Genomic DNA, 21,123 nt, shown 5'->3' with positions numbered 1-21,123 from the left:
CTCGATCTACCGCCGGTTCTTCATCCAGAGTCGGGGAAGGGTGGAGTCATGTCGTCGACCGAGCGGCCCGCCGTGGCGGATCGGGTGAACGTGGCGCTGATCGCGGAGGCGGTCGAGGCGTTGGGCAAGCTGCAGGACCGGACCGGGCTCAAGAAGGTCGACCTGGTCAACCGGGCGCTGCTGATCTACGAGTTCGTCGACTCGGAACTGCGCGCGGGCAACCAGGTGGTACTGCGCGATCCCGAGGGACGCGATCAGCTGGTCAAGATCTTCCTGTGACGCGGCGAAGGCCCCCGGCGGTGTGCCGGGGGCCTTCGCGGTCTCGGGCGGGACCTACGCCTTGTCGTCGTTCGGCGGGAGGTTCACGTCCGTCACGGCCTTCTTCTTGCCGCCCTTGGCGGGCGGTTCCTCCGCCTCGGCCGCGGGCGCCGGGTCGTCGCCGGGCAGCAGGGCCGCCAGCGCGGCGCCCGTGATGCGGCGGAACGCGCGACGCGGCCGGGCGCGTTCCAGGACCGCGACCTCCAGCTTGCCGCGGTCGAGGAGGTCGGGCTTGCCGTTGCCGGTGGTGGTGCTGCCGGCGCTGAGGGCCTTCACCGCGGTGCGCACGGCGTCGGCCAGCGGCTGGGCCTCGGTGTAGGCGTCCTTGAGCGCGGTGCCCGTCGCCTCGGCCTGGCCGCCCATCACGACGTACTGCGGCTCTTCCACGATCGACCCGTCGTAGGTCAGCCGGTACAGCGTGTCCTGCTCGGGCTCGACGCCGACCTCGGCCACGCAGATCTCCACCTCGAGCGGCTTGATCTGCTCGGCGAAGATCGAGCCGAGGGTCTGCGCGTACACGTTCGCCAGCGAGCGGCCCGTCACGTCGCGCGGGTCGTTCTGGTACCCGCGGATGTCGGCGAACCGGATGCCCGCCTGGCGCAGGTTCTCGAACTCGCTGTAGCGGCCGACCGCGGCGAACGCGATGCGGTCGTAGATCTCGGACACCTTGTGCAGGGTCGCGGACGGGTTCTCCGCCACGAACAGCACGCCGTCGGCGTACCGGAGCACGACGACGCTCCGGCCTCGGGCGATGCCCTTCCGGGCGTACTCCGCGCGATCGCGGAGGATCTGCTCGGGTGAGGCGTACAACGGCATCGTCACTGCTGCGGCTCCCGGGCTCGGCGGATGCGGGTGGGGTGGGGGGTCGACACGGCGCTCAGCCCGCCGGCCTGGCCCGACGGCCCTCGACGACGGACTCGGCCAGCGTGGCGGTGTCCGCGTCGGGCAGGTGGACCGCGCCGTCGGCGGTGATCGTCACCACGACCGGGTAGATCTTGCGGATCACGTCCGGACCGCCGGTGCCCGAGTCGTCGTCCGCCGCGTCGTACAACGCCTCGATCGCCGTCCGGGCGGCGCCCTCGGCGTCCGCGTCGGGGTCGTAGAGCTTCTTCATCGCCGACTTCGCGAACAGCGAGCCGGAGCCGACGGCCTGGTAGCCCTGCGACTCCTCGTACCGGCCGCCGGTCACGTCGTAGGAGATGATGCGGCCCGCGCGGTCCGGGTCGGGCGCGTCGGTGTCGAAACCCGCGAACAGCGGCACGACGGCGAGGCCGGCGAGCGCGGCGTCGAGGTTGCCCTTGATCATCGCGGAGAGCCGGTTCGCCTTGCCGTCCAGCGACAGCGAGACGCCCTCGATCTTCTCGTAGTGCCGGAGCTCGACCGCGTAGAGCCGGACGATCTCCACCGCGATGCCCGCCGTGCCGGCGATGCCCACCGCCGAGTGGTCGTCGGTGATGAACACCTTCTTCATGTCGCGCTGGGCGATCACGTTGCCCATCGTGGCGCGCCGGTCGCCCGCGATCACCACGCCGCCCTTGAACGTGAGGGCGACGATGGTCGTGCCGTGCGGGGCCTGCACCACGCTGCCCTCGGGCAGCGGACGGCTCGACGGCAGCAGCTCGGGGGCCTGGGCGCGGAGGAAATCGGTGAACGACGACGACCCCGGCCTGAGGTAGGCCGGGGGCAACGACGCGGCCGGGTAGTGCCCGGTCGGGCTGTGGTCCATGTGTGCGTTTCTCTCCTGTCCCGCCGGCGGCTTCTTACTCGCCGCCCTTTTGCACGTACGCGCGGACGAAGTCCTCGGCGTTCTCCTCGAGCACGTCGTCGATCTCGTCGAGGATGGCGTCGACGTCCTCGCCGAGCTTCTCCCGGCGCTCCTGGCCGGCGCCGGCCGCGCCGTCGCCGTTCTCGTCGCCGTCACCGCCGCCTTGGCGCTGAACCTGTTCCTGGGCCATGTCGACCTCCCGGTCCTCGGGTCCTGCGAGTTAAACACTACCCACCAGGTACGACACCGTGCGCCTGCCACTCGGGTCTGTTGATCAGCCCCGGGTGAGCGCCTCCACCAGCTGCTCGGCTGTTTCCGAGGCCTCCAGCAGGGCTCCGACGTGCGCTTTCGTACCGCGCAGGGGTTCCAGGGTGGGGATCCGGACGAGTGATTCACGACCGAGGTCGAAGATCACCGAATCCCACGAGGCGGCGGCCACCGACGTGGGGTAGCGCTCCAGGCAGCGACCGCGGAAGTAGGCGCGGGTGTCCTCCGGCGGCGCGAGGATGGCGGCACGCACCTCTTCCTCGCTGACCAGGCGTTTCATCGAGCCGCGGGCCACCAGCCGGTTGTACAGGCCCTTGTCGAGCCGCACGTCGGAGTACTGCAGGTCGACCAGCGACAGCCGGGGCGAGCCCCAGGCCAGGCCGTCCCTGGAGCGATATCCTTCGAGCAACCGCAGTTTCGCCACCCAGTCGAGTCGGTCGGCGCACTCCTGCGGGTCGCGGGCCAGCGCGTCGAGCACCTCGCCCCACACCCTCAGCACGTCCCGGTCGCCGTGGCCCTCCTGCTCGACGAACGCGGAGGCCCGCTCGTAGTAGGCGAACTGCAGGTCCAACCCGGTGAACTTGCGCCCGTTCGCCAGCTCGACCTTCACCTTCAGGGTGGGGTCGTGGCTGATCTGGTGCACCGCCCGGACCGGCTCCTGCAACCGCAGGTCGTCGAACCGGCGACCGGCCTCGATCATGTCGAGCACGAGCGACGTGGAGCCGCACTTGATGTAGGTGGAGTACTCGGCCAGGTTCGCGTCGCCGATGATGACGTGCAGCCGCCGGTACTTGTCCGCGTCGGCGTGCGGCTCGTCGCGGGTGTTGATGATGCCGCGCTTGAGCGTGGTCTCGAGGCCGACCTCGACCTCGATGTAGTCGGAGCGCTGGGACAGCTGGTAGCCGGCCTCCTCGCCCGCCGCGCCGAGGCCGACGCGGCCGGAGCCGACCACGACCTGGCGGGACGCGAAGAACGGGGTGAGCCCGGCGATCACCGCGGTGAACGGCGTGCTGCGCTGCATCAGGTAGTTCTCGTGGGTGCCGTAGCTGGCGCCCTTGCCGTCCACGTTGTTCTTGTAGAGCTGCAGCCGTGGCTGGCCGGGGACGGTGGCCGCGCGCATCGCGGCCTCCTCCATCACCCGCTCCCCCGCCTTGTCCCAGATCACCGCGTCGCGCGCGTTGGTGACCTCGGGCGCGGAGTACTCCGGGTGCGCGTGGTCGACGTAGAGGCGCGCGCCGTTGGTGAGGATGACGTTGGCCGCGCCCAGGTCCTCGACATCGCTGTCGCCCGGGTGGCCGCCGGGCGCGCCGAGGTCGAAGCCGCGCGCGTCGCGCAGCGGCGATTCGACCTCGTAGTCCCAGCGCGCCCGGCGCGCCCGCGGTATGTCGGCGGCCGCCGCGTAGGCCAGCACGACCTGTGTCGAGGTGAGCACCGGGTTCGCCGTCGCGTCACCCGGCACCGAGATGCCGTACTCGACTTCGGTTCCCATGATCCGCCGCATGTACGCAGACTACGACCTTCCACCGGCACACCGCCCGTGCCCAGGTCACGTTTCAGCCGGCCGCGAGTCCCGCGGCGGGCCTGATCCGGGACGCGCCCCGGGCCGGCCCGAACGCCGCGAGCACCGCCAGGACCACCACGCCCGCGCCGCCGACCAGCAGCGGCAGCACCGCCGCCGTGGGCCACGCGAACACGCCGACGGCGGCCAGCGTCAGCTCCGCGTAGACGAGCCCGAACAGACCACCACCCAACACCCCCACCAGCGACAACAGCACCGCTTCGGCCACCACGCCACCCTGCAGGCCGCCCTTGGTCACGCCGAGGGCGCGCCGGAGCGCGAGCTCCTTGCGGCGCTCCTGCACGGAGATCGTCAACGCGGTGCCGATACCGGTCACGGCGACCGCGACGGACAGCCCGAGCAGCACCATCAGCATCACGATCCCCAGGTCGAGGTAGCGCTGGTTCTGCGCGGTCGTCTCGGCCTTCGTCTTCACCAGAACGGTGGGTGAGCCGGCCAGCGCCGCCCGCACGCCGGCCTCGTAGGCGGCGGGGTCCGCGCCCGGGTCGAACGCCACCAGCACCTTCGAGGCGGGCGCCAGGTCCGGTTCGGCCAGCACCACGTCGGCGTCGTCCAGCACCGATCCGGTGAACGTGCCCACGACCGTGGCGGTGCGCGGCCCGCCGGGCAGCCCTTCGACCGTGAACGGCCTGCCGACCTGCGCGCCGAACCGCTCGGCGTACCACTCCTCGAGCAGCACGGCGCCGGGCGCGAAGTCGTCGGCGGCGACGTGGTGGCCTTTCAGCCAGTCGCGCAGGGGTTCGGGGTCGGCACCGACGACCTGGGTCGGGAACGTGTGCCCCTCCGCGTCCCGCTGCTCGGCCTCGACGCCGTGCAGCACGACCGTCAGCGCCGCTTCCGGCCGGTTGGCCGCCGCGCCGACACCTCCGGCGAGCGCGCGCCCGCCGGAGTCCGCCACCACCGCGTCCGGCCGCGGCTCGTTGCTGAACTCGTCCTCCATGCGCTGCGCCGACCCCACCGTGACGGCGAAGAACGTGACCATGGCGGCGGCCAGGAGCAACGGCATCGCCACCGACGCCGACCGCTGCGGCACCCGCCGCACCTCGGCCGCCGCCAGCTTCCACTGCGCGCCGCCGAAGCGGCTCGCGACCGTGCCGAAGATCCGGCCCAGCGCGGGCACGACCACCGGCCCGAGCACGCCGAACAGTCCGAACACGGCGGTGATGCCGGAGAACAGGACCAGGAAGATCGCCGCCAGCGAGCCCTGGGCGAGCACGCCCAACCCGCCCATGAGGGCCGCGGCGGCCACGAGCACGATGCCGAAGATCCGCCGGCGGCGCACCACGGCCTGGTCGGGCGTCTGGCCTTCGGACGTCCGCAGTGCCGCGAGCGGCGAGATGCGGGCGGCGGCCAGCGCGGGCCGGACCGCGGCGAACGCGCTGAGCGTGGCCGCCGTGACGACGCCGATCACCAGCTGGCCGACCGCGGGCAGCAGCGGTGGGCTCAGCTCCACCGCGCCGAGCAGCGAGGACAGGCCGGTGCCGTCGAACAACCTGGCCAGCAGCCACGCCACCGACCCGCCGAGCACCGCGCCGACCACGCCCGCGACCGCGCCGGTGAGCAGCGCTTCGAACAGGTTCGCCCAGACCAGCGGGCCCCGGTGCGCGCCGAGGCAGCGCAGCAGCGCGGTGTGCCGCTGGCGTTGCGCGTAGACGGCGCGGTAGGTGGCGGAGGCGACGAAGACGGAGGTGGCCAGCGCCAGGATGCTGAACGGCAGCAGCACGGCCGCCAGGTCGTTGTCGGGCGGCTCCGCGGCGATCTCCGCCCTGGTGTCCACCGGCAGCCCTTCGCCGGCGGCCCGGGCCACGGCGGCGCGGTCGCCGCCGAGCACGTAGATCGCCTCGACGCGGGGCGTGCCGCCGAGCTTCGCGGCCAGGCCCTCGCCGACCACGATCATCGGCTCCTCGCCGAGCGAGCCGCGTTTGGTGATGCCCCGGACGACCACGTCCAGCGGCCTGCCCGCCGCGTCGGCCACCCGCACCGAGGCGCCCGGCTTGAGGCCGTGCTCGTAGGCGGTGACCCGGTCGATCGCGATCTCGCCGTCCGAGCCGGGCGAGCGGCCCTCCAGGATCGGCACGCGGTGCAGGTCGGCGCGGTCCGGCTCGATGTCGGCGGTGGCGCGCCGGTCGCCCGCCCGGCCGCCGTCGAGCAGCAGGTCCGCCCGGACCTCGCGGATCGGTTGCGCCACCGTCACCCCGGCGACCTGCGCCACCCGATCGGCGGTCGCCTGATCGAGGACCGCGGTCGTGCCGAAAAGCGGTGGGCGGACGACCAGGTCGACGCCGGCGGGCACGGCGGGCGCGCCCTCGTTCGTGGCGCGGACCATCGCGTCGCTGAGCATCAGGGCCGCCAGCAGGCAGGCGACGCCGACCACCAGGGCGACGCCGGGCAGCGCGGCGCGACCGGGCCGGTTGCGGAACTCGGCGACCGCGAGCCGCAGGGATGTGGGCACAACTCCTCCTCGTGACGCGAACGCCACGACGTTAGGAACCGGGGGCGTCGGCGGGCGTCGGCCCGGGGTAGCACGGCCCGGTACTACCTGGGGAGGATCCAGGCATGGAGCACGTAGTAGTGGTGGACCCGGACGGCACCCCCATCGGCACGGCGACCCGCGCCCGGATGCGCGCGGAAGGCCTGTGGCACGTGTGCGCGGTGATCGTCGTGCGCTCTCTCGACGGCACCAGGTTGTACGTGCACCGGCGCACCGACACCAAGGACGTCTACCCCGGGCTGCACGACCCGACGTGCGGCGGCGTCGTCGCGGCGGGTGAGACGCCGGACGAGTGCGCGGCGCGGGAGTTGGCCGAGGAGCTGGGGATCTCGGCGACGCCGGAGTTCCGGTTCAGGACGACGTTCGTGGACGGAACCATTCGCTACGTCGCGCACGTTTACGACGTGCGCAGCGACGGTCCGTTCGTCCACCAGCCGGAAGAAGTGGCGTGGGGCGGCTGGATGGGGGCGGACGAGGTGCGGGCGTTGGTCGAAGACCCCGGGTGGCCGGTCGTGCCGGACGGTCGGGCACTGATCCGGGAGTGGTTCACATGGGCATGATGTTCGCGATGTCGATCCCCGGCCTCGCCCTGCTGCTGCTCGTCCTCGCCGCCGGCGAGCGGCTGTGGCGGGCCGTCCGCCGGCGCCGAGGTCACCCGGTCGTGTCCGCGACCGCGATGGAGGAGTTCACCACCCTGTTCAACGGCAGCAAGCACATCGAGCTGCACCAGCGCCAGGTGGCGTTGATGCTCGGCGAGGACGAGGAGTCGGGCGCGCCGCCGCGCGGGCCGGTGGACCTCGACTCGGGCAGCGTCAGGCTCATCCCCAAGCCAGCGACCCCCGAGTAGCCCAGTACCGCTCGGCGGGCTCGGCGCAGCCCGCGAGCACGTCCGGCGCCAGGTCGACGTCCCGCGCCTCCAGGTTGGCGCGCAGCTGCTCCGGGCTCGCCGCGCCCGAGAGCACCACGTCGACCCACGGCTGCGCGCGCACGGCGGCCAACGCGATGGCGTCCGGGCCGACACCGTGCTCGGCGGCCAGGTCGCGCACCGGTGGTGGCGGGTCGACCGCGAGCCTGCCGTTGGCGAGGCCCTCCTTGACGAACACCTCCGCGCCGGACTCCCGGGCGAACGCCAGCGCCGGCCCCACCGAGGTTTCCAGGACGTTCCAGGTCGATTGGACGCTGTCGAACAGCCGACGGCCCTCGACGGCGAGCTCCAACGCGCGGCGGACCGTCTCGCCCTGGCGCGGACCCGAGGTGGAGAAGCCGAGGCGGACGCCCGAGTCGCGCAGGCCACCGAGGGCGAGGAGCAGGTCGGGGTCGCCGAAGAGCGGGCTGTCGGACGTCAGCGAGTGCACCTGGTAGAGGCCGACGTGCGCGCCGAGCAGCTCCTCGGTCTCCCGCCACTGCCGGGTGAACCGCTCGACGGAGTGCTCCTTCACCTCGTGGGTGTCCGCGTCCCGCCGCCAGTCGGCGACGTAGGCGTAACCCCACTTGCTCGACACCTGCACGTCCTGGTGGCCCCGTGCGGCCAGCCACTGGGCCAGGAACTCCTCCGCGCGGCCGTACGAGCGGGCCGCGTCGACCCGCCGCACCCCTTCCGCGTAGGCGGCGTCCAGGACGGCGTGGCAGTGGGCTCGCATGGCGTCCACGTCCCGGTCGTCGGGCAACGCGTGCTCACGGCCGAGGTTGATGTAGGCGGGGCGGCCGAGCGCGGCCAGGCCGAGGGCGAAATCGGGCACGCCCGACACCGTAACGGCCTGCCTCCCAAGCCGCCGTTCGCCGGACGTGGCGCGCCCGGACGCCTGGTCTGGCTTCCGGTGGACCGTGAGATGTCCAAGCCGCTCCCGCCGGGCGGCACCGGCTACGTGATCGGGACCTGCGCCGCACGTTCTGCGACACGAACCGACCTGCCCGCCGGCCGCCTCGGACTGCTCGACGGGTCGACTCGGGTCTTGGTGGCCGACCCGTTGTCCATGATCACGTGGATCGGTCCGCCGTCCGACCTGACCGCCCTGGTCGATGTCGGCGCGGCCAGGCCAGTCCGGCTACAACCGACGCCTGCACGCGGCGTTGCCGCTGGTCAAACAGGTCATGCGCTGGTTGGCGGCCGACACCGACCTGTGGACCGACACCACCTGGATCGTCGACTCCACCCCGGTCGAATGCGGACGCTCCCTGCCGACCGTGAAGCGCTCGGAGTTGGCCGGCTGGGCGAAATACGGCTTCTGCCGCTCCCACTCACGCTGGTTCCGGGGTCTGCGGCTGCACCTGGTCTGCACCCCGGCCGGGCTGCCGATCACCTGGGCGTCGGCCGATCCGAACATCGACGAGCCGCAGGTGCTCATGGCGATCTGCGACCACGAACCCCACCTGCTCGACGATCGACCCCGCCTGCTGATCATCGCCGACAAGGGTTACGTCTCCGCCGAACCGGACCGTTTCCCGGCCGAGCGCGGGGTCCGGCTGATCCGGCCGTCCTACCGCAACCGGACCCCGCATCCCGGTGAGCCGCTGCTCAAGTCCGTCCGCCACCTCATCGAGTCGGTCAACAACACGGTGAAGGGCCAGTTGAACCTGGAACAGCACGGCGGACGCACCATCGAGGGCGTCGGCGTCCGCATCGCCCAACGACAACTGGCCCGCACCGCCGCCATCCGGCACAACCGCGCTACCGGCCAACCGATCACCCGGTCCCTGACCACCTACGACCACTGACCCATTTACGCATTACTCGTCTAGCGCCAATACCGGTGACTTAAGGGTTGATCGGGTAGGTTGTGGGTTCTGGAGGTGTCTGGATGCCACGGCCTGGGCAGGTGAAGCCCGAGACGGATGCGCGGTTGTCGGATCGGATCGTGATCGGGTTGTTGACCAGGTCGTTTCCGCCGGAGTTGGTGGATCGGGTGATCGCCGAGACCGGGCGGGAGGGGCAGCGTGACCGGTTGCTGCCGCCGCGGGTGGTGGTCTACTTCGTGCTGGCGATGTGTCTGTTCTCCGGTCAGGGCTATGAAGAGGTGGCCCGGTTGTTGACCGAGGGCCTGTCGTGGGCGGCGCGGTGGTCGAAGCCGTGGCGGGTGCCGACCACGGCGGCGATCTCCCGGGCGCGGGTCAAGCTGGGCGCGGCGCCGTTGAAGGCGTTGTTCGAGCGGGTCGCGAAGCCGTTGGCCGCTCCGACGACGCGGGGGTCGTGGTATCGGACCTGGAGGGTGTTGGCGGTCGACGGCACGACCTTCGATGTGCCGGACACGCCGGAGAACGTGGAGCGGTTCGGGCGTCCGGGCAGCGCCCGTTCCGCGGCGAGCGGTGGTCGGGCGGCTTTTCCGCAGGTGCGGGTGGTGGCCGTGGCCGAGTGCGGCACCCACGCCGTCGTCGCGGCCACGCTGGGCCCGATCACCAAAGCGGAGGCGACCCTGGCCCGGGAGTTGTTCCCCGGCCTGGGCGAGGGCGAGCTGCTGATCGCCGACCGGGGGTTCGCGGGGTTGCCGTTGTGGCGGGCCGCGTCGGCGAACGGGACGGATCTGTTGTGGCGGGTGCGTGCCAACGTCGTGCTGCCGGTGCGCCGTGAGTTGCCCGATGGGTCGTATCTGTCGGAGATCGTGGCCACGGGCGACCACTACCGGCGCGCCGATCCGGTGACGGTGCGGGTGGTCGAGTACACGCTGGACGATCCGGCCCGCCCCGAACACGACGCGCCCTACCGGCTGATCACCACGATCCTCGACCACCGCAAGGCCCCGGCACGCGAGCTGGCGGCGTTGTACTGCCAACGCTGGGAGATCGAGACCGCGCTGGACGAACTCAAGACCCACCAACGCGGCCCCGGACAGGTGCTGCGCTCACGCTCACCCGACGGCGTCGAGCAGGAGGTCTGGGCACATCTGCTGGTGCACCACGCGATCCGGTCGCTGATGCACACCGCCGCCACCGACGCCGGCCTGGACCCCGACCGGCTCTCGTTCATCCGCACCCTGCGCCTGGCCCGCCGCCAGACCACCGCCCAGGCCGCGTTTTCCCCCTGAACGATTAGCTGTTCTGTCCGGGGAGGTTGTGAACGGTCCGACACGTAGTCGGATGATGTTGGAATGAGGGAGGGCCTCCGGGTTCGGTGTGGATTGCGACGTCTACACCTGACCGACGGAGGCCCTCGTGACCCACGCTAACGCACCGCTGACTCCGGCGGGCAGGCTGCGCCTGGCCCGGTGTGTCGTGGAGGACCGGTGGCCGTTGCGGCGGGCCGCGGAGCGGTTCCAGGTGTCGGTGTCCACCGCGAAACGCTGGACGGACCGCTACCGCGACCAGGGTGGTGCGGGCATGGTCGACCGGTCCTCGCGTCCGCGTACGAGTCCGCGCCGCACTCCGACCCGGACCGAGCGGCGGATCGTCAAGGTGCGGGTGCTGCGCCGGTGGGGCCCGGCCCGGATCGCCTCACATCTGGGCCTGGTGTGCTCGACGGTGCACCGGGTGCTGGTCCGCTACCGGTTGGCGCGGCTGTCACACCTGGACCGGGCCACCGGTCGCGCGGTGCGGCGCTACGAACACGCCGCGCCCGGCGACCTGGTCCACGTGGACATCAAGAAGCTCGGCAACATCCCCGACGGCGGCGGCCACAGGGTGCACGGCCGGCACGCGGGTCGGCGCAACAGCTCCGCCCATCGCGATCCCGACCGGCCCCGCACGACCCACCGCCATCCCAACCTGGGCTACTCCTACCTGCACAACGCCGTGGACGACCACAGCAGGCTCGCCTACACCGAGATCCTGCCCGACGAGACCAAGGGCACCGCGACCGCGTTCTGGACCAGGGCACAGGCGTTCTTCGCCGCCCACGGCATCACGGTCAAGCGGGTGCTGACCGACAACGGGTCCTGCTACCGCTCACGCCTGTGGCACGACACCCTCACCGGTGCCGGGATCACGCACAAACGCACCCGCCCCTACCGGCCCCAGACCAACGGCAAGGTCGAACGCTTCAACCGCACCCTGCTCGACGAATGGGCCTACGCCCAGCCCTACGCCTCGGAGGCCGAACGACGAGCGGCGCTGCCGCGATGGCTGCACACCTACAATCACCACCGCGGCCACACCGCACTCGCAGGCCAGCCACCCGCCAGCCGCGTCCCCAACCTCACGGGGCAGTACAATTAGCCGGCGCCCTGATCGAGGGAGTCCGTGAGATCCTGGCCCGACTCCTGCCTCGACGGCGACCACGCGGCAACCCCCGCGTGGTCAAACGCAAGATGTCCAACTACAAGCTCAAACGCGCCGAGCACCGGATCTGGCCACAGCCCACCCGTGACCCCGCCGAGGCGGTCCGGATCGCACCGCATTACCGCACCGCCTCCGCCAACAAGCAGCGCAAACCACTCTAAGTCACTGGTATTGCGTCTAGCGCGTGTTTCAAAGGTGAGGTGAGTAGCGGCGTGTCGGTGGCCGGAACATAGCGAGGTCTCCGGTAAGTGGGTCAGCGACCAAGCAAACCTGACACCGGAGACCTCGTGGTCAGCGTAGCGGCAGCGGGGCGGGCCGACCTGACCGACGCGCAGTGGGCGGTGCTGCAACCTCTGCTGCCCGTCGGTGCCAAGCCGGGCCGTCCGCCGAAGTGGAGCAAGCGGCAGTTGATCGACGGCATCCGGTGGCGGGTGCGTGTCGGGGCCCCGTGGCGTGACGTCCCGCCCGAGTACGGACCCTGGCAGACGGTCTACGGGTTGTTCCGCCGTTGGCAGCGGGCCGGGGTCTGGCGGCAGGTCCTGACCGCGTTGCAGGCCCGCGCCGATGCCGCCGGGTCGATCGTGTGGGACGTGTCGGTGGACTCCACGGTCATGCGGGCGCATCAGCACGCCGCCGGTGCGCGGAAAAGGGGGATCTCCAGGTCGAACCGCCCGACACGCCGGCCGGTGGCGCGGAACCGGACGACCACGGGTTGGGCGGTCGCGGGGCGGGTGGACCAGCAAGCTGCACCTGGCCTGTGAACAACGGCGGCGGCCATTGTCGCTGCTGCTTACCGCCGGTCAGCGGGGTGACAGCCCGCAGTTCACGCCTGTGATCGAGCAGATCTCGGTGCCGCGCGTCGGCCCCGGCCGGGCACGAACCCGACCGGACCGGGTCCTGACGGACAAGGCCTACAGCTCCAAGGCCAACCGCGCCTACCTGCGACACCGCGGGATCAAGGCCACCATCGACCAACCCCGCGACCAGGCCGCCCACCGCAAGGCCAAAGGCTCCGCTGGTAGACGGCCACCGACGATCGACCGGGAGAGCCACAAACAGCGCCACGCGGTGGAATGCGGCATCAACCTGCTCAAGCAGCACCGGGCGGTCGCCACCCGCTACGACAAACTCGCCGTCCGCTACCAGGCCACCATCGACATCGCCGCCATCAACATCTGGCAACGCCACATCTGAAACACGCGCTAGGCGTCGCGGCGGAGGAGGGTGATGGTGCCGGGGACCAGGGCGAGGACCAGGTAGGCGAGCATGACCAGGCCGGCGGCTGGTGGGGACAGTAGTGCGTCCGGGTAGTCGGCGGACAGTTGGGGCGCCAGGTTCGGCAGCATCACGGAGTACACGCGTTCATTCCAGGGCGACGGCAGGATCAGGGTCAGGGACGGCAGGACGAAGAGCAGGGCGCAGAGGGAGACCAGGGCGCCCGCCGTGGAACGCAGCAGGAAGCCCAGGCCCAGGCCGAGCAGGGCGAGCAGGACCAGCGACGCGGTGTTCGCCAGCAGGGTCGGCAGGGCGTCGGTGAACGAGCTGTACGCCGAGATCGGCTCGGGGCGGTCGCCGGTGATCAGCTCGCCGGTCTGGTAGGCGACGAGGACGGTCACCAGGCCGATCACCAGCGACGCGCCGGCCACCACGGCCGTCTTGGCCAGCAGGTAGGACTTGCGCTGCGGCACGGAGACGAGAGCGGTGCGGATCATGCCGCTGCCGTACTCGGAGGTGATCGTCAGGGCGCCCAGCACGCCGAGGCAGAACTGGGCGAACGGGACCACCATCACGCCCGGGTCGGCGGCGCCGAACTTCCGCTGCAGGTCCGGTGGCGAGGTGTCCCAGTCGGCCGTCATCAGGTACGACACCAGCCCGCCCACCAGCAGGCACAGGACGATGACGAGCAGGACGTAGGTGGTCGAGCGGACCGAGCGGAGCTTCAGCCACTCCGAGTTCAGCACGTCGGTCATCGGGCCGTCTCCTTCGTGCGGTACTCGACGCTGTCCTCGGTCAGTTCGAGGTAGGCGTCCTCCAGGGACGCGCTGCGCGGGGTCAGCTCGTGGATCGGGATGCCCCGCCGCGCGGCGAGGTCGGCGATGTCCTGCGCCTGCAGCCCTTGCACGAGCAGCGCGCCCTCCTCGGACCGGGTGCTCGCGCCGGCGGCGGTCAGGGCGGTCGCCAGCGCCTCCGGCGTGGGGGTGCGGACCAGCACGTCCTTCTTGAACTTCTCCTGGAGGTCCTGCATGGACGCCTCCAGGATCAGCCTGCCCCGGCCGATCACGATCACCCGGTCGGCGGTCAGGGCCATCTCGCTCATCAGGTGGCTGGACACGAGCACGGTGCGGCCCTCGCGGGCCAGGCCCCGCATCAGGTGCCGGATCCACCGGATGCCCTCCGGGTCGAGGCCGTTCACCGGCTCGTCGAACAGCAGCACGCCGGGGTCGCCGAGCAGGGCCGCCGCCACCCCGAGGCGTTGCTTCATGCCGAGCGACAGCGAGCCCACGCGTCTCTTCGCCACCCCCGCCAGGCCGACCTGCTCCAGGGTCGCGACGACCCGGCTGTCCTTGATGCCGTTGCTGCGGGCCAGCACGCGGAGGTGGTCGTAGGCGGACCGGCCGCCGTGCACCGCGCCCGCGTCGAGCAGCGCGCCGACGTGGTGCATGGGCCGGCGGATCCCGGCGTAACGGCGGCCGTCGACGAGCGCCTCGCCGCTGGTCGGCCGGTCCAGGCCGAGGATGGCCCGCATGGTGGTGGACTTGCCCGCGCCGTTGGGGCCGAGGAACCCGGCGACGTAGCCCGGTTCCACCTCGAACGAGAGGCCGTCCACGGCCCGGGTGGCGCGGTAGCGCTTGGTCAGCTGCCTTACTTCGATCATGGGGAGGAGCTTGCCGGGGGTGGGGTGGCGGGCGGATCGGACCGAGGTCTGCGATTCGAGGTCGGACCGTGGTCCGACGCCGGCGGCCTCCCGCGCCGATTACCGTGCCGTCCGTGACATCGCGAGTCCTGCGGATGCTGCCCACCGCCTACCTGTACGGGCTGGACGCGGCCACGGCCGTGGTCCTCGTCATGGTGTACCTGGATTTCGCCCGGATGAGCGACGTGCCGCCGTGGCTGGGCTACCCGCTGGCGATGCTGGTCGGGGCGCCGTTGGCGCTGCGCCGCAAGCGGCCCCTGCTCACGCTCGGCATCGTGCTCATGGCGCAGAACGTCGCCACCGTCACCCACATCACGCTGGAGCCCTACAGCGCCACCGCGTTCGCGATGTACATGGTGGCTTCGGCCTGCTCGTCGCGGGTGGCCGTGGGCGCGCTGGCCGCCACGCTGACCTCGGCGTGGGCGGCGGTGCTCATCGGCGAGGAGTGGCCGGAGTCCGCCGGGCTGTCGGTGTTCCTCGCCCTGGTGGTGTGCGCCGCGTGGGCGTTGGGGCGCACCACCCGGGTCCGCCGGTCCTACGAGGCGCGCCAGGCCGCCGAGGCGGCGTCCAGGGCGGTCGCCGAGGAGCGCATGCGCATCGCCCGCGAGCTGCACGACGTGGTCGCGCACAGCCTGAGCCTGATCACGGTCAAGGCCGGGGTCGCCGCGCACGTGGCGCCGTCGCGACCCGAGCAGGCCCAGGAGGCGCTCCAGGTCATCGAGAGAACCTCGCGCGGCACCCTGGTCGAGATGCGGCGGCTGCTGGGCGTGCTGCGGTCGGAGGACGCGGAGGCCGAACTGGCGCCGATGCCCGGCCTGGCCGACTTGCCCGAACTGGTGACGCGGGCGTCGCTGGCCGGGGTGACCGTGTCGCTGTCGGTGTCCGGCACGCTGCCCGAGGGGCTGGGCCTGACGGTGTACCGGATCGTGCAGGAGTCGGTCACCAACGTGGTCAAGCACGCGGCGCCGGCCGCCTGCGAGGTGTCGATCGTCGTCGGGGACGATGCGGTCGAGGTCCGCGTGGTCGACGACGGACCGGGTGAACGGGTGTTGGCCGGTGGCGGCGGGGGGCACGGGTTGATCGGGATGAGGGAACGGGTGGCGGTCTACGACGGGACGTTCTCGGCCGGTCCGCTGGCCGGCGGCGGGTTCGCGGTGCGCGCCGAGGTGCCGCTGTCATGACCGACGTGGTGGTCGTGGACGACCAGGCGCTGCTGCGCGGCAGCTTCCGGGTCCTCGTGGACTCCGCCGACGACCTGCGGGTCGTCGGCGAGGCCGGTGACGGCGCGGAGGCGGTGTCGGTGGTGCGGTCGACGTCGCCGGACGTGGTGTTGATGGACGTCCGGATGCCGGGCGTGGACGGGATCGCGGCCACCCGCGAGATCAGCTCGTTCAGCGCGGCCCGGGTGCTGATCCTGACCACGTTCGACCTGGACGAGTACGTGTACTCGGCGTTGCGGGCCGGCGCGAGCGGGTTCCTGCTCAAGGACACTCCCCCGGCCGACCTGCTGACCGCGATCCGCGTGGTGGCCGCCGGCGACGCCCTGCTGTCGCCCTCGGTGACCCGTCGCCTGGTCGCCGAGTTCTCCCGCACGCCCGCGCCCCGCGAGGTCCGCCTCGACGGCATCACCGAACGGGAGCAGGAGGTGTTGCTGCTGGTCGCCCGCGGGTTCTCCAACGCCGAGATCATGGACGAGCTGTACCTGTCGGCCGGCACGGTGAAGACCCACATCGGCCGCCTGCTGCACAAGCTCCGGGCCCGCGACCGGGCACAACTCGTCATCGCCGCCTACGAGTCCGGCCTGGTCACCGCCCGGTCCTGACGGCCGCCACCCGACCGCGACCCGCCGCCGCAGCACCGCGGGAGTCGTGCGGTGTCCACCACGAGGGTTGCTCGCCGCACCCCGCTCCCGTGGCTGCGGGCTGCTCAGGGACGGCTGGTCACCGCCCGCGAGGCGACCCGACGTGCCGCTTCGATGACGGGCCGCTGTCCGAGGGTTCGAGGGAGCGGGCCACCGAACAACCCGATCGGGTGACGGGGAGGGCGGTGGGACGTGAGGCCGGGTCGCCGGCGCGTCCACGCCCCGGAACGCGGACACCCCGCCCGGCGCGGTGGCCGGGCGGGTTGTCCAGGCGGGTTGACGGATGGCAGTGCGGTCCTACAGGTACTGACCGGTGTTCGTGGCCGTGTCGATGGCGCGACCCGACTCCTGGTTCTTGCCGGTCACCAGCGTGCGGATGTACACGATCCGCTCACCCTTCTTGCCCGAGATCCTGGCCCAGTCGTCCGGGTTGGTCGTGTTGGGCAGGTCCTCGTTCTCGGCGAACTCGTCCACGATCGCGTCCAGCAGGTGGCGCACCGACAAGCCCGGCTGCTTGGTGTCCAGCAGGCTCTTGATGGCCGCCTTCTTGGCGCGGTCGACGATGTTCTGGATCATCGCGCCCGAGTTGAAGTCCCGGAAGTACAGGACCTCCTTGTCACCGTTGGCGTAGGTGACCTCGAGGAAGCGGTTCTCCTCGGACTCCTCGTACATCCGCTCGACCGTGTGCTGCACCATGCCGTCGATGCAGGCCACCGGGTCGCCGCCGAACTCGGCCAGGTCGTCGGCGTGGATCGGCAGGTCGGGCGTGAGGTACTTGTTGAAGATGTCCTTGGCGCCTTCGGCGTCCGGACGCTCGATCTTGATCTTGACGTCGAGCCGGCCCGGCCGCAGGATCGCCGGGTCGATCATGTCCTCGCGGTTGGACGCGCCGATCACGATCACGTTCTCCAGGCCCTCGACGCCGTCGATCTCGCTGAGGAGCTGGGGCACGATCGTGGTCTCGACGTCGGACGACACGCCGCTGCCGCGGGTGCGGAAGATCGAGTCCATCTCGTCGAAGAACACGATCACCGGCGTGCCCTCGGAGGCCTTCTCCCGGGCGCGCTGGAAGATCAGCCGGATGTGCCGCTCGGTCTCGCCCACGAACTTGTTGAGCAGCTCGGGGCCCTTGATGTTGAGGAAGTAGCTCTTGGCTTCGCGGTGGTCCTCGCCCCTGGCGGCGTGGACCTGCTTGGCCAGGGAGTTCGCCACCGCTTTCGCGATGAGCGTCTTGCCGCAGCCGGGAGGGCCGTACAGCAGCACGCCCTTGGGCGGGCGCAGCTTGTACTCGCGGAACAGGTCGGCGTGCAGGAACGGCAGCTCCACGGCGTCGCGGATCTGCTCGATCTGCCGGTAGAGGCCACCGATGTCCTCGTACCGGACGTCGGGCACCTCCTCCAGCACCAGGTCTTCGACCTCGGCCTTCGGCACGCGCTCGTAGGCGAAGCCCGCCTTCGAGTCGACCAGCAGGGAGTCGCCGGCCTTCAGCGGCGAGTCCATCAGCGGCTGGGCGAGCCAGACGACCCGCTCCTCGTCGGCGTGGCCGACGACCAGGGCGCGGCCGATCGAGCTGTCGGCGGTCTCCGACGCCAGCACCTCGCGGAGCGTGCAGACCTCGCCGGTGCGCTCGAAGTCGCCGCCCTCGACCACGGTCAACGCCTCGTTCAGGCGCACCGACTGGCCGAGGACCAGCGACGGGGTCTCGACCGCGGGCGATACGGAGACCCGCATGCGGCGGCCGGAGGTGAACACGTCCACCGTGCCGTCGTCGAACCTGGCCAGGAACACGCCGTAACCGCTGGGCGGCTGCGCGAGGCGGTCCACTTCCTCACGCAGCGCGAGCAGCTGGCTCCGCGCTTCTCGAAGGGTGTCGATGAGCTTCGTGTTGCGCTCGGTCAGTTGGCTGACGCGCTCCGTCGCCTCCGCCAACCGCTGCTCCAACAGGCGGACGTGTCGTGGGGATTCCGTCAACTTGCGGCGCAGCAACGCGATCTCGTCCTCCAGGAACCTGATCTGCGCTGTCAGCTCACCAGAGTTATTGCCCTTGTTCAGCTCGCCGCCCTCATCGGGCTGGCTGCCGGGATGACCGTGCTGCATGTCGGCACCCTCCTCCCGTGTTCGTACGACAACGGTACCGGCGATCACCGACAAAAGCCGCCACCCAGCGGGTTCCCGGGCGTCGTGTGATCACACAAACCGCCCGCTCGGCCGGATCACTGCTCCATACCGGTGTCAGCCGGGACCTCCCACCCGCTACCGTGCGTCCAGTACCAGTCCCACGTGAGTGGTCCGGGCAGTGTCCACTGCCACCAGCGGAAAGTTCTAGGAGAACGTGATGTCCGTCCCGCCGCAGCAGCCGGGTCCCCATGGTCAGCAGCCGGGTCAGTTCGGCCAGCAACCAGGCCAATTCGGCCAGCAGCCGGGATACGGCCAGCAGCCCGGCGGGTACCCGCCGCCCGGCCAGGGGTTCCCACAGGGTGGGCAGCAACCGGGTTACGGTCCGCCACCCGGTGGCTACCCGCAGCAAGGCCAGCCGGGCCCCGGCCAGCCGCCGTACGGCCCGCCCGGCCAGTTCAACCAGCCCGGTTACGGCCAACCGGGTGGTTTCGGCGGCCCCTACGGCACGCCGCCGAAGAAGAGCCCCCTCCCCTGGATCCTGGGCGGTGTCGGCGCGGTGGCCGTGATCGCCGTCGTGGTCGTGCTGATCATGACGATGGGCGGTGGCGGCAACAGCAGCCCCAAGGACGCCGCCGACTCGTTCGCCGCGGCCGTCACGGCGAAGGACTTCGACAAGGTCCGTGCCCTGACCTGCGCCGACAAGCAGGACGAGGTCGACGACATGAAGAAGCTCTACGACCCGGCGACCCTCGGCGCGGAGATCGAGAAGCAGCTGGAGGGCCTGCCCGAGGAGATGCGCGAAGAGGCCAAGAAGTCGATCGACGCGGCGAAGAACGTCAAGATCACCCTCACCGTCAAGGACGTCGAGGAGAAGTCCGACACCGCGGCGGTGGCCAACGTCCTCATCAAGTACGAGAACGTGCCGGAGGACATGAAGACGATGATGAAGGACCAAGAGACCAAGATCGACTTCAAGAAGACCGACGACGGCTGGGTGGCCTGCGAGTAACGCGCTCCCGACCAGCGAGAACGGCCCCGCACTCGACTGAGCGCGGGGCCGTTCTCGCTGGTCGGGGCCCGGTCAGCCCTTGGACGGGCGGCGCTGCGGCCGGGGCGGGGTGACGCCGTCGGCGAGCCTGCGGGTGGTCAGCAGGAACGCGGTGTGCCCGATCATCCGGTGCTCCGGCCGCACGGCCAGGCCCACCACGTGCCACGGCCGCACGAGCGTCTCCCACGCGTGCGGCTCGGTCCAGTGCTGCTGCTCCCGGATCGCCTCGGTGACCTTCGACAGCTGCGTCGTGGTCGCCACGTACACCACCAGCACGCCGCCCGGGATGAGGCTGCGCGACACGGCGGGCAGCACGTCCCACGGCGCGAGCATGTCCAGGACGACCCGGTCGACCTCGCCCTCGTGCTCGTTCACGTCGGCCACGGTCAGCGACCAGTTGCCCGGCCGCTCGCCGAAGAACTGCTCGACGTTGCGGATGGCGTGGTCGGCGTGGTCCTGGCGGACCTCGTACGACGTCACGCTGCCCTTCTCGCCGACCGCGCGCAGCAACGAGCAGGTCAGCGCGCCCGACCCGGCGCCCGCCTCCAGCACCCGCGCGCCGGGGAACACGTCGCCGTACATGACGATCTGGGCGGCGTCCTTGGGGTAGATCACCTGGGCGCCGCGCGGCATGGACAGCACGTAGTCCGACAGCAGCGGGCGCAGCGCCAGGAACGACGTGCCGCCCACCGAGACGACCACGGACCCCTCGGGCTGCCCGATCAGCTTGTCGTGCGACAGCGCGCCGCGGTGCGTGTGGTACTCCTTGCCCGGTTCGAGCACGATCGTGTAGTGCCGTCCCTTCGGGTCGGTCAACTGCACCCGGTCACCCGGCTGGAACGGACCACTGGCGGTGCTCACCGCGGCGAACCTCCTGCTTAACACGTGTCAACGGCGCACGATGGTCGCACGGGGACCGGACACGGCCCGTAGCGGCCTACCGGCGCACGGCCACGCGTTCACTCGCCCTTCTCGGCCACCTCCTCCGCGCGCCGGCCCTTCACCAGCTCGGTGACCGTGTGGTACACGGGCCAGCCCACCAGCCAGATCACGCCGACGAGCGTGATGCTGCCCATCTGCCCCCACAGGGCCTGCGTGCGCTCCGGCGTGCCCACGACGTACATCAGCAGCAGCATCACCGAGCAGGCGATCGCCCACGCCACCGCGAACTTGCCCCACTCGCGCCACTCGTGGCGCACCTTCGCCAGGCCGTGCTTCGGCGGCTTCACCGGCGGCGGACCCCCGGCGAAGCGGTGGGCGACGCGCTGGTCGGCCCACCGCATCAGGCTGTGCCCGAACGCCACGCTGACCCCCAGGTAGATCGCGGCGAGCCCGTGCACGCTCGACGCCTCGCCCCCGGACCGCAGGTCGAACACGGTCGCGACGAGCAGCACCACGTCCACCAGGGGTGTGCAGGCCAGCAGGACCGCGCCCAGCCTGCGCATCCGCAGCACGTACCGGGCCAGCAGCCCGGCGCCCAGCACCACCCAGAACCCGATCTCGCACGCCACGATGAGGACGACCAACGGTTCAACCACGTCCTCAATGCTGCCG

20 protein-coding genes and 2 pseudogenes are annotated in these 21,123 nt (G+C 71.3%); 11 read left to right on the top strand and 11 right to left on the bottom strand.

The features are described from left to right. Positions 1–48 precede the first annotated feature (48 nt). Positions 49–279, top strand: a complete 231-nt coding sequence (locus IOD16_RS11640) for a hypothetical protein (RefSeq protein WP_201440043.1) — start codon at positions 49–51, stop codon at positions 277–279. Between the two features lie 54 nt (positions 280–333). Here IOD16_RS11640 and prcA read toward each other — a convergent pair whose 3' ends face one another. The 5 genes from prcA to IOD16_RS11615 form a co-directional block, all read right to left on the bottom strand. Then, on the bottom strand, positions 334–1,140 hold the full coding sequence (gene prcA, locus IOD16_RS11635; RefSeq protein ID WP_123742235.1) for a proteasome subunit alpha: 807 nt from the start codon (positions 1,138–1,140) through the stop codon (positions 334–336). Between the two features lie 55 nt (positions 1,141–1,195). Then, on the bottom strand, positions 1,196–2,044 hold the full coding sequence (gene prcB / locus IOD16_RS11630) for a proteasome subunit beta (protein ID WP_123742236.1): 849 nt from the start codon (positions 2,042–2,044) through the stop codon (positions 1,196–1,198). Positions 2,045–2,078: 34 nt separating this feature from the next. After that, positions 2,079–2,273: a ubiquitin-like protein Pup gene (locus tag IOD16_RS11625; protein ID WP_053716644.1), complete on the bottom strand. Its 195-nt coding sequence runs from the start codon at positions 2,271–2,273 to the stop codon at positions 2,079–2,081. Between the two features lie 84 nt (positions 2,274–2,357). Beyond that, positions 2,358–3,851, bottom strand: coding sequence for a depupylase/deamidase Dop (gene dop / locus IOD16_RS11620; RefSeq protein ID WP_201440042.1), 1,494 nt, complete (start codon positions 3,849–3,851; stop codon positions 2,358–2,360). 52 nt (positions 3,852–3,903) lie between these two features. Continuing rightward, positions 3,904–6,381 (bottom strand): FtsX-like permease family protein, encoded by a 2,478-nt coding sequence (locus IOD16_RS11615; RefSeq protein WP_201440041.1) that lies wholly within the window; start codon positions 6,379–6,381, stop codon positions 3,904–3,906. Between the two features lie 104 nt (positions 6,382–6,485). Between IOD16_RS11615 and IOD16_RS11610 the strand changes: the two genes are divergently transcribed. Both IOD16_RS11610 and IOD16_RS11605 read left to right on the top strand, forming a co-directional pair. Further along, positions 6,486–6,980: an NUDIX hydrolase gene (locus IOD16_RS11610; protein WP_201440040.1), complete on the top strand. Its 495-nt coding sequence runs from the start codon at positions 6,486–6,488 to the stop codon at positions 6,978–6,980. Continuing rightward, complete coding sequence (locus IOD16_RS11605; protein WP_201440039.1) at positions 6,971–7,267, top strand: DUF6191 domain-containing protein; 297 nt, start codon at positions 6,971–6,973, stop codon at positions 7,265–7,267. Before IOD16_RS11610 ends, IOD16_RS11605 begins: the two co-directional genes overlap by 10 nt. On the opposite strand, the gene IOD16_RS11600 is transcribed toward IOD16_RS11605, so the two are convergent. After that, complete coding sequence (locus tag IOD16_RS11600) at positions 7,239–8,159, bottom strand: aldo/keto reductase (RefSeq protein ID WP_236594913.1); 921 nt, start codon at positions 8,157–8,159, stop codon at positions 7,239–7,241. The genes IOD16_RS11605 and IOD16_RS11600 overlap by 29 nt on opposite strands. A 289-nt stretch (positions 8,160–8,448) precedes the next feature. On the opposite strand from IOD16_RS11600, the pseudogene IOD16_RS11595 reads away from it, so the two are divergent. From IOD16_RS11595 to IOD16_RS11580, 5 genes and pseudogenes are all read left to right on the top strand, one after another. Then, positions 8,449–9,135 (top strand): annotated as a pseudogene (locus IOD16_RS11595) (transposase); the annotation flags it as partial. Between the two features lie 83 nt (positions 9,136–9,218). Next, the gene (locus IOD16_RS11590) at positions 9,219–10,439 is read left to right on the top strand and encodes an IS4 family transposase (RefSeq protein WP_201440038.1); all 1,221 of its coding nucleotides are present in this window, start codon (positions 9,219–9,221) and stop codon (positions 10,437–10,439) included. Positions 10,440–10,566: 127 nt separating this feature from the next. Continuing rightward, complete coding sequence (locus IOD16_RS11585) at positions 10,567–11,565, top strand: IS481 family transposase (protein ID WP_201440037.1); 999 nt, start codon at positions 10,567–10,569, stop codon at positions 11,563–11,565. A 92-nt stretch (positions 11,566–11,657) separates the two neighbouring features. Continuing rightward, positions 11,658–11,789 carry a hypothetical protein gene (locus tag IOD16_RS40940; RefSeq protein ID WP_268957703.1) on the top strand — a complete coding sequence of 44 codons (132 nt, stop codon included), beginning with the start codon at positions 11,658–11,660 and terminating at the stop codon, positions 11,787–11,789. A gap of 126 nt (positions 11,790–11,915) precedes the next feature. Then, positions 11,916–12,822 (top strand): annotated as a pseudogene (locus IOD16_RS11580) (IS5 family transposase). 8 nt (positions 12,823–12,830) lie between these two features. On the opposite strand, the gene IOD16_RS11575 reads toward IOD16_RS11580, so the two are convergent. Both IOD16_RS11575 and IOD16_RS11570 read right to left on the bottom strand, forming a co-directional pair. Further along, entirely contained in the window at positions 12,831–13,598 is a 768-nt protein-coding gene (locus IOD16_RS11575; RefSeq protein ID WP_201440036.1) for an ABC transporter permease, read from the bottom strand. Continuing rightward, positions 13,595–14,503: an ABC transporter ATP-binding protein gene (locus tag IOD16_RS11570; protein ID WP_201440035.1), complete on the bottom strand. Its 909-nt coding sequence runs from the start codon at positions 14,501–14,503 to the stop codon at positions 13,595–13,597. The genes IOD16_RS11575 and IOD16_RS11570 overlap by 4 nt, the downstream gene beginning before the upstream one ends. Positions 14,504–14,616: 113 nt before the next feature. Here IOD16_RS11570 and IOD16_RS11565 point away from each other — a divergent pair, with 113 nt between their 5' ends. After that, positions 14,617–15,723, top strand: a complete 1,107-nt coding sequence (locus IOD16_RS11565; protein WP_201440034.1) for a sensor histidine kinase — start codon at positions 14,617–14,619, stop codon at positions 15,721–15,723. Beyond that, entirely contained in the window at positions 15,720–16,364 is a 645-nt protein-coding gene (locus tag IOD16_RS11560; protein ID WP_201440033.1) for a response regulator, read from the top strand. Before IOD16_RS11565 ends, IOD16_RS11560 begins: the two co-directional genes overlap by 4 nt. Before the next feature lie 336 nt (positions 16,365–16,700). Here the strand turns inward: IOD16_RS11560 and arc are convergent, their stop codons facing one another. Further along, positions 16,701–18,500 carry a proteasome ATPase gene (arc, locus tag IOD16_RS11555; RefSeq protein WP_123742245.1) on the bottom strand — a complete coding sequence of 600 codons (1,800 nt, stop codon included), beginning with the start codon at positions 18,498–18,500 and terminating at the stop codon, positions 16,701–16,703. A 238-nt stretch (positions 18,501–18,738) separates the two neighbouring features. Between arc and IOD16_RS11550 the strand changes: the two genes are divergently transcribed. Beyond that, a complete protein-coding gene (locus IOD16_RS11550) occupies positions 18,739–19,530 on the top strand; it encodes a hypothetical protein (RefSeq protein WP_201440032.1) in 792 nt (263 codons plus the stop codon). 72 nt (positions 19,531–19,602) lie between these two features. Here the strand turns inward: IOD16_RS11550 and IOD16_RS11545 are convergent, their stop codons facing one another. Both IOD16_RS11545 and IOD16_RS11540 read right to left on the bottom strand, forming a co-directional pair. Continuing rightward, the gene (locus IOD16_RS11545; protein WP_123742247.1) at positions 19,603–20,430 is read right to left on the bottom strand and encodes a tRNA (adenine-N1)-methyltransferase; all 828 of its coding nucleotides are present in this window, start codon (positions 20,428–20,430) and stop codon (positions 19,603–19,605) included. A 98-nt stretch (positions 20,431–20,528) separates the two neighbouring features. Next, positions 20,529–21,107 carry a hypothetical protein gene (locus tag IOD16_RS11540; RefSeq protein WP_201440031.1) on the bottom strand — a complete coding sequence of 193 codons (579 nt, stop codon included), beginning with the start codon at positions 21,105–21,107 and terminating at the stop codon, positions 20,529–20,531. Positions 21,108–21,123: the final 16 nt, after the last annotated feature.

The organism is Saccharothrix sp. 6-C, assembly GCF_016695385.1.
In the GTDB taxonomy this organism is placed as follows: domain Bacteria; phylum Actinomycetota; class Actinomycetes; order Mycobacteriales; family Pseudonocardiaceae; genus Actinosynnema; species Actinosynnema texasense.
The sequence above is the reverse complement of the archived record's forward strand: the minus strand, read 5'-3'. Positions and strand labels throughout refer to the sequence as shown.

Bases quoted from the DNA above. Each gene is read 5' to 3' on its own strand.
- IOD16_RS11640 (WP_201440043.1), top strand. From the start codon at position 49: ATGTCGTCGACCGAGCGGCCCGCCGTGGCGGATCGGGTGAACGTGGCG.
- prcB (WP_123742236.1), bottom strand. From the start codon at position 2,044: ATGGACCACAGCCCGACCGGGCACTACCCGGCCGCGTCGTTGCCCCCG.
- IOD16_RS11625 (WP_053716644.1), bottom strand. From the start codon at position 2,273: ATGGCCCAGGAACAGGTTCAGCGCCAAGGCGGCGGTGACGGCGACGAG.
- dop (WP_201440042.1), bottom strand. From the start codon at position 3,851: ATGCGGCGGATCATGGGAACCGAAGTCGAGTACGGCATCTCGGTGCCG.
- IOD16_RS11610 (WP_201440040.1), top strand. From the start codon at position 6,486: ATGGAGCACGTAGTAGTGGTGGACCCGGACGGCACCCCCATCGGCACG.
- IOD16_RS11605 (WP_201440039.1), top strand. From the start codon at position 6,971: ATGGGCATGATGTTCGCGATGTCGATCCCCGGCCTCGCCCTGCTGCTG.
- IOD16_RS11590 (WP_201440038.1), top strand. From the start codon at position 9,219: ATGCCACGGCCTGGGCAGGTGAAGCCCGAGACGGATGCGCGGTTGTCG.
- IOD16_RS40940 (WP_268957703.1), top strand. From the start codon at position 11,658: ATGTCCAACTACAAGCTCAAACGCGCCGAGCACCGGATCTGGCCACAG.
- IOD16_RS11575 (WP_201440036.1), bottom strand. From the start codon at position 13,598: ATGACCGACGTGCTGAACTCGGAGTGGCTGAAGCTCCGCTCGGTCCGC.
- IOD16_RS11570 (WP_201440035.1), bottom strand. From the start codon at position 14,503: ATGATCGAAGTAAGGCAGCTGACCAAGCGCTACCGCGCCACCCGGGCC.
- IOD16_RS11560 (WP_201440033.1), top strand. From the start codon at position 15,720: ATGACCGACGTGGTGGTCGTGGACGACCAGGCGCTGCTGCGCGGCAGC.
- arc (WP_123742245.1), bottom strand. From the start codon at position 18,500: ATGCAGCACGGTCATCCCGGCAGCCAGCCCGATGAGGGCGGCGAGCTG.
- IOD16_RS11550 (WP_201440032.1), top strand. From the start codon at position 18,739: ATGTCCGTCCCGCCGCAGCAGCCGGGTCCCCATGGTCAGCAGCCGGGT.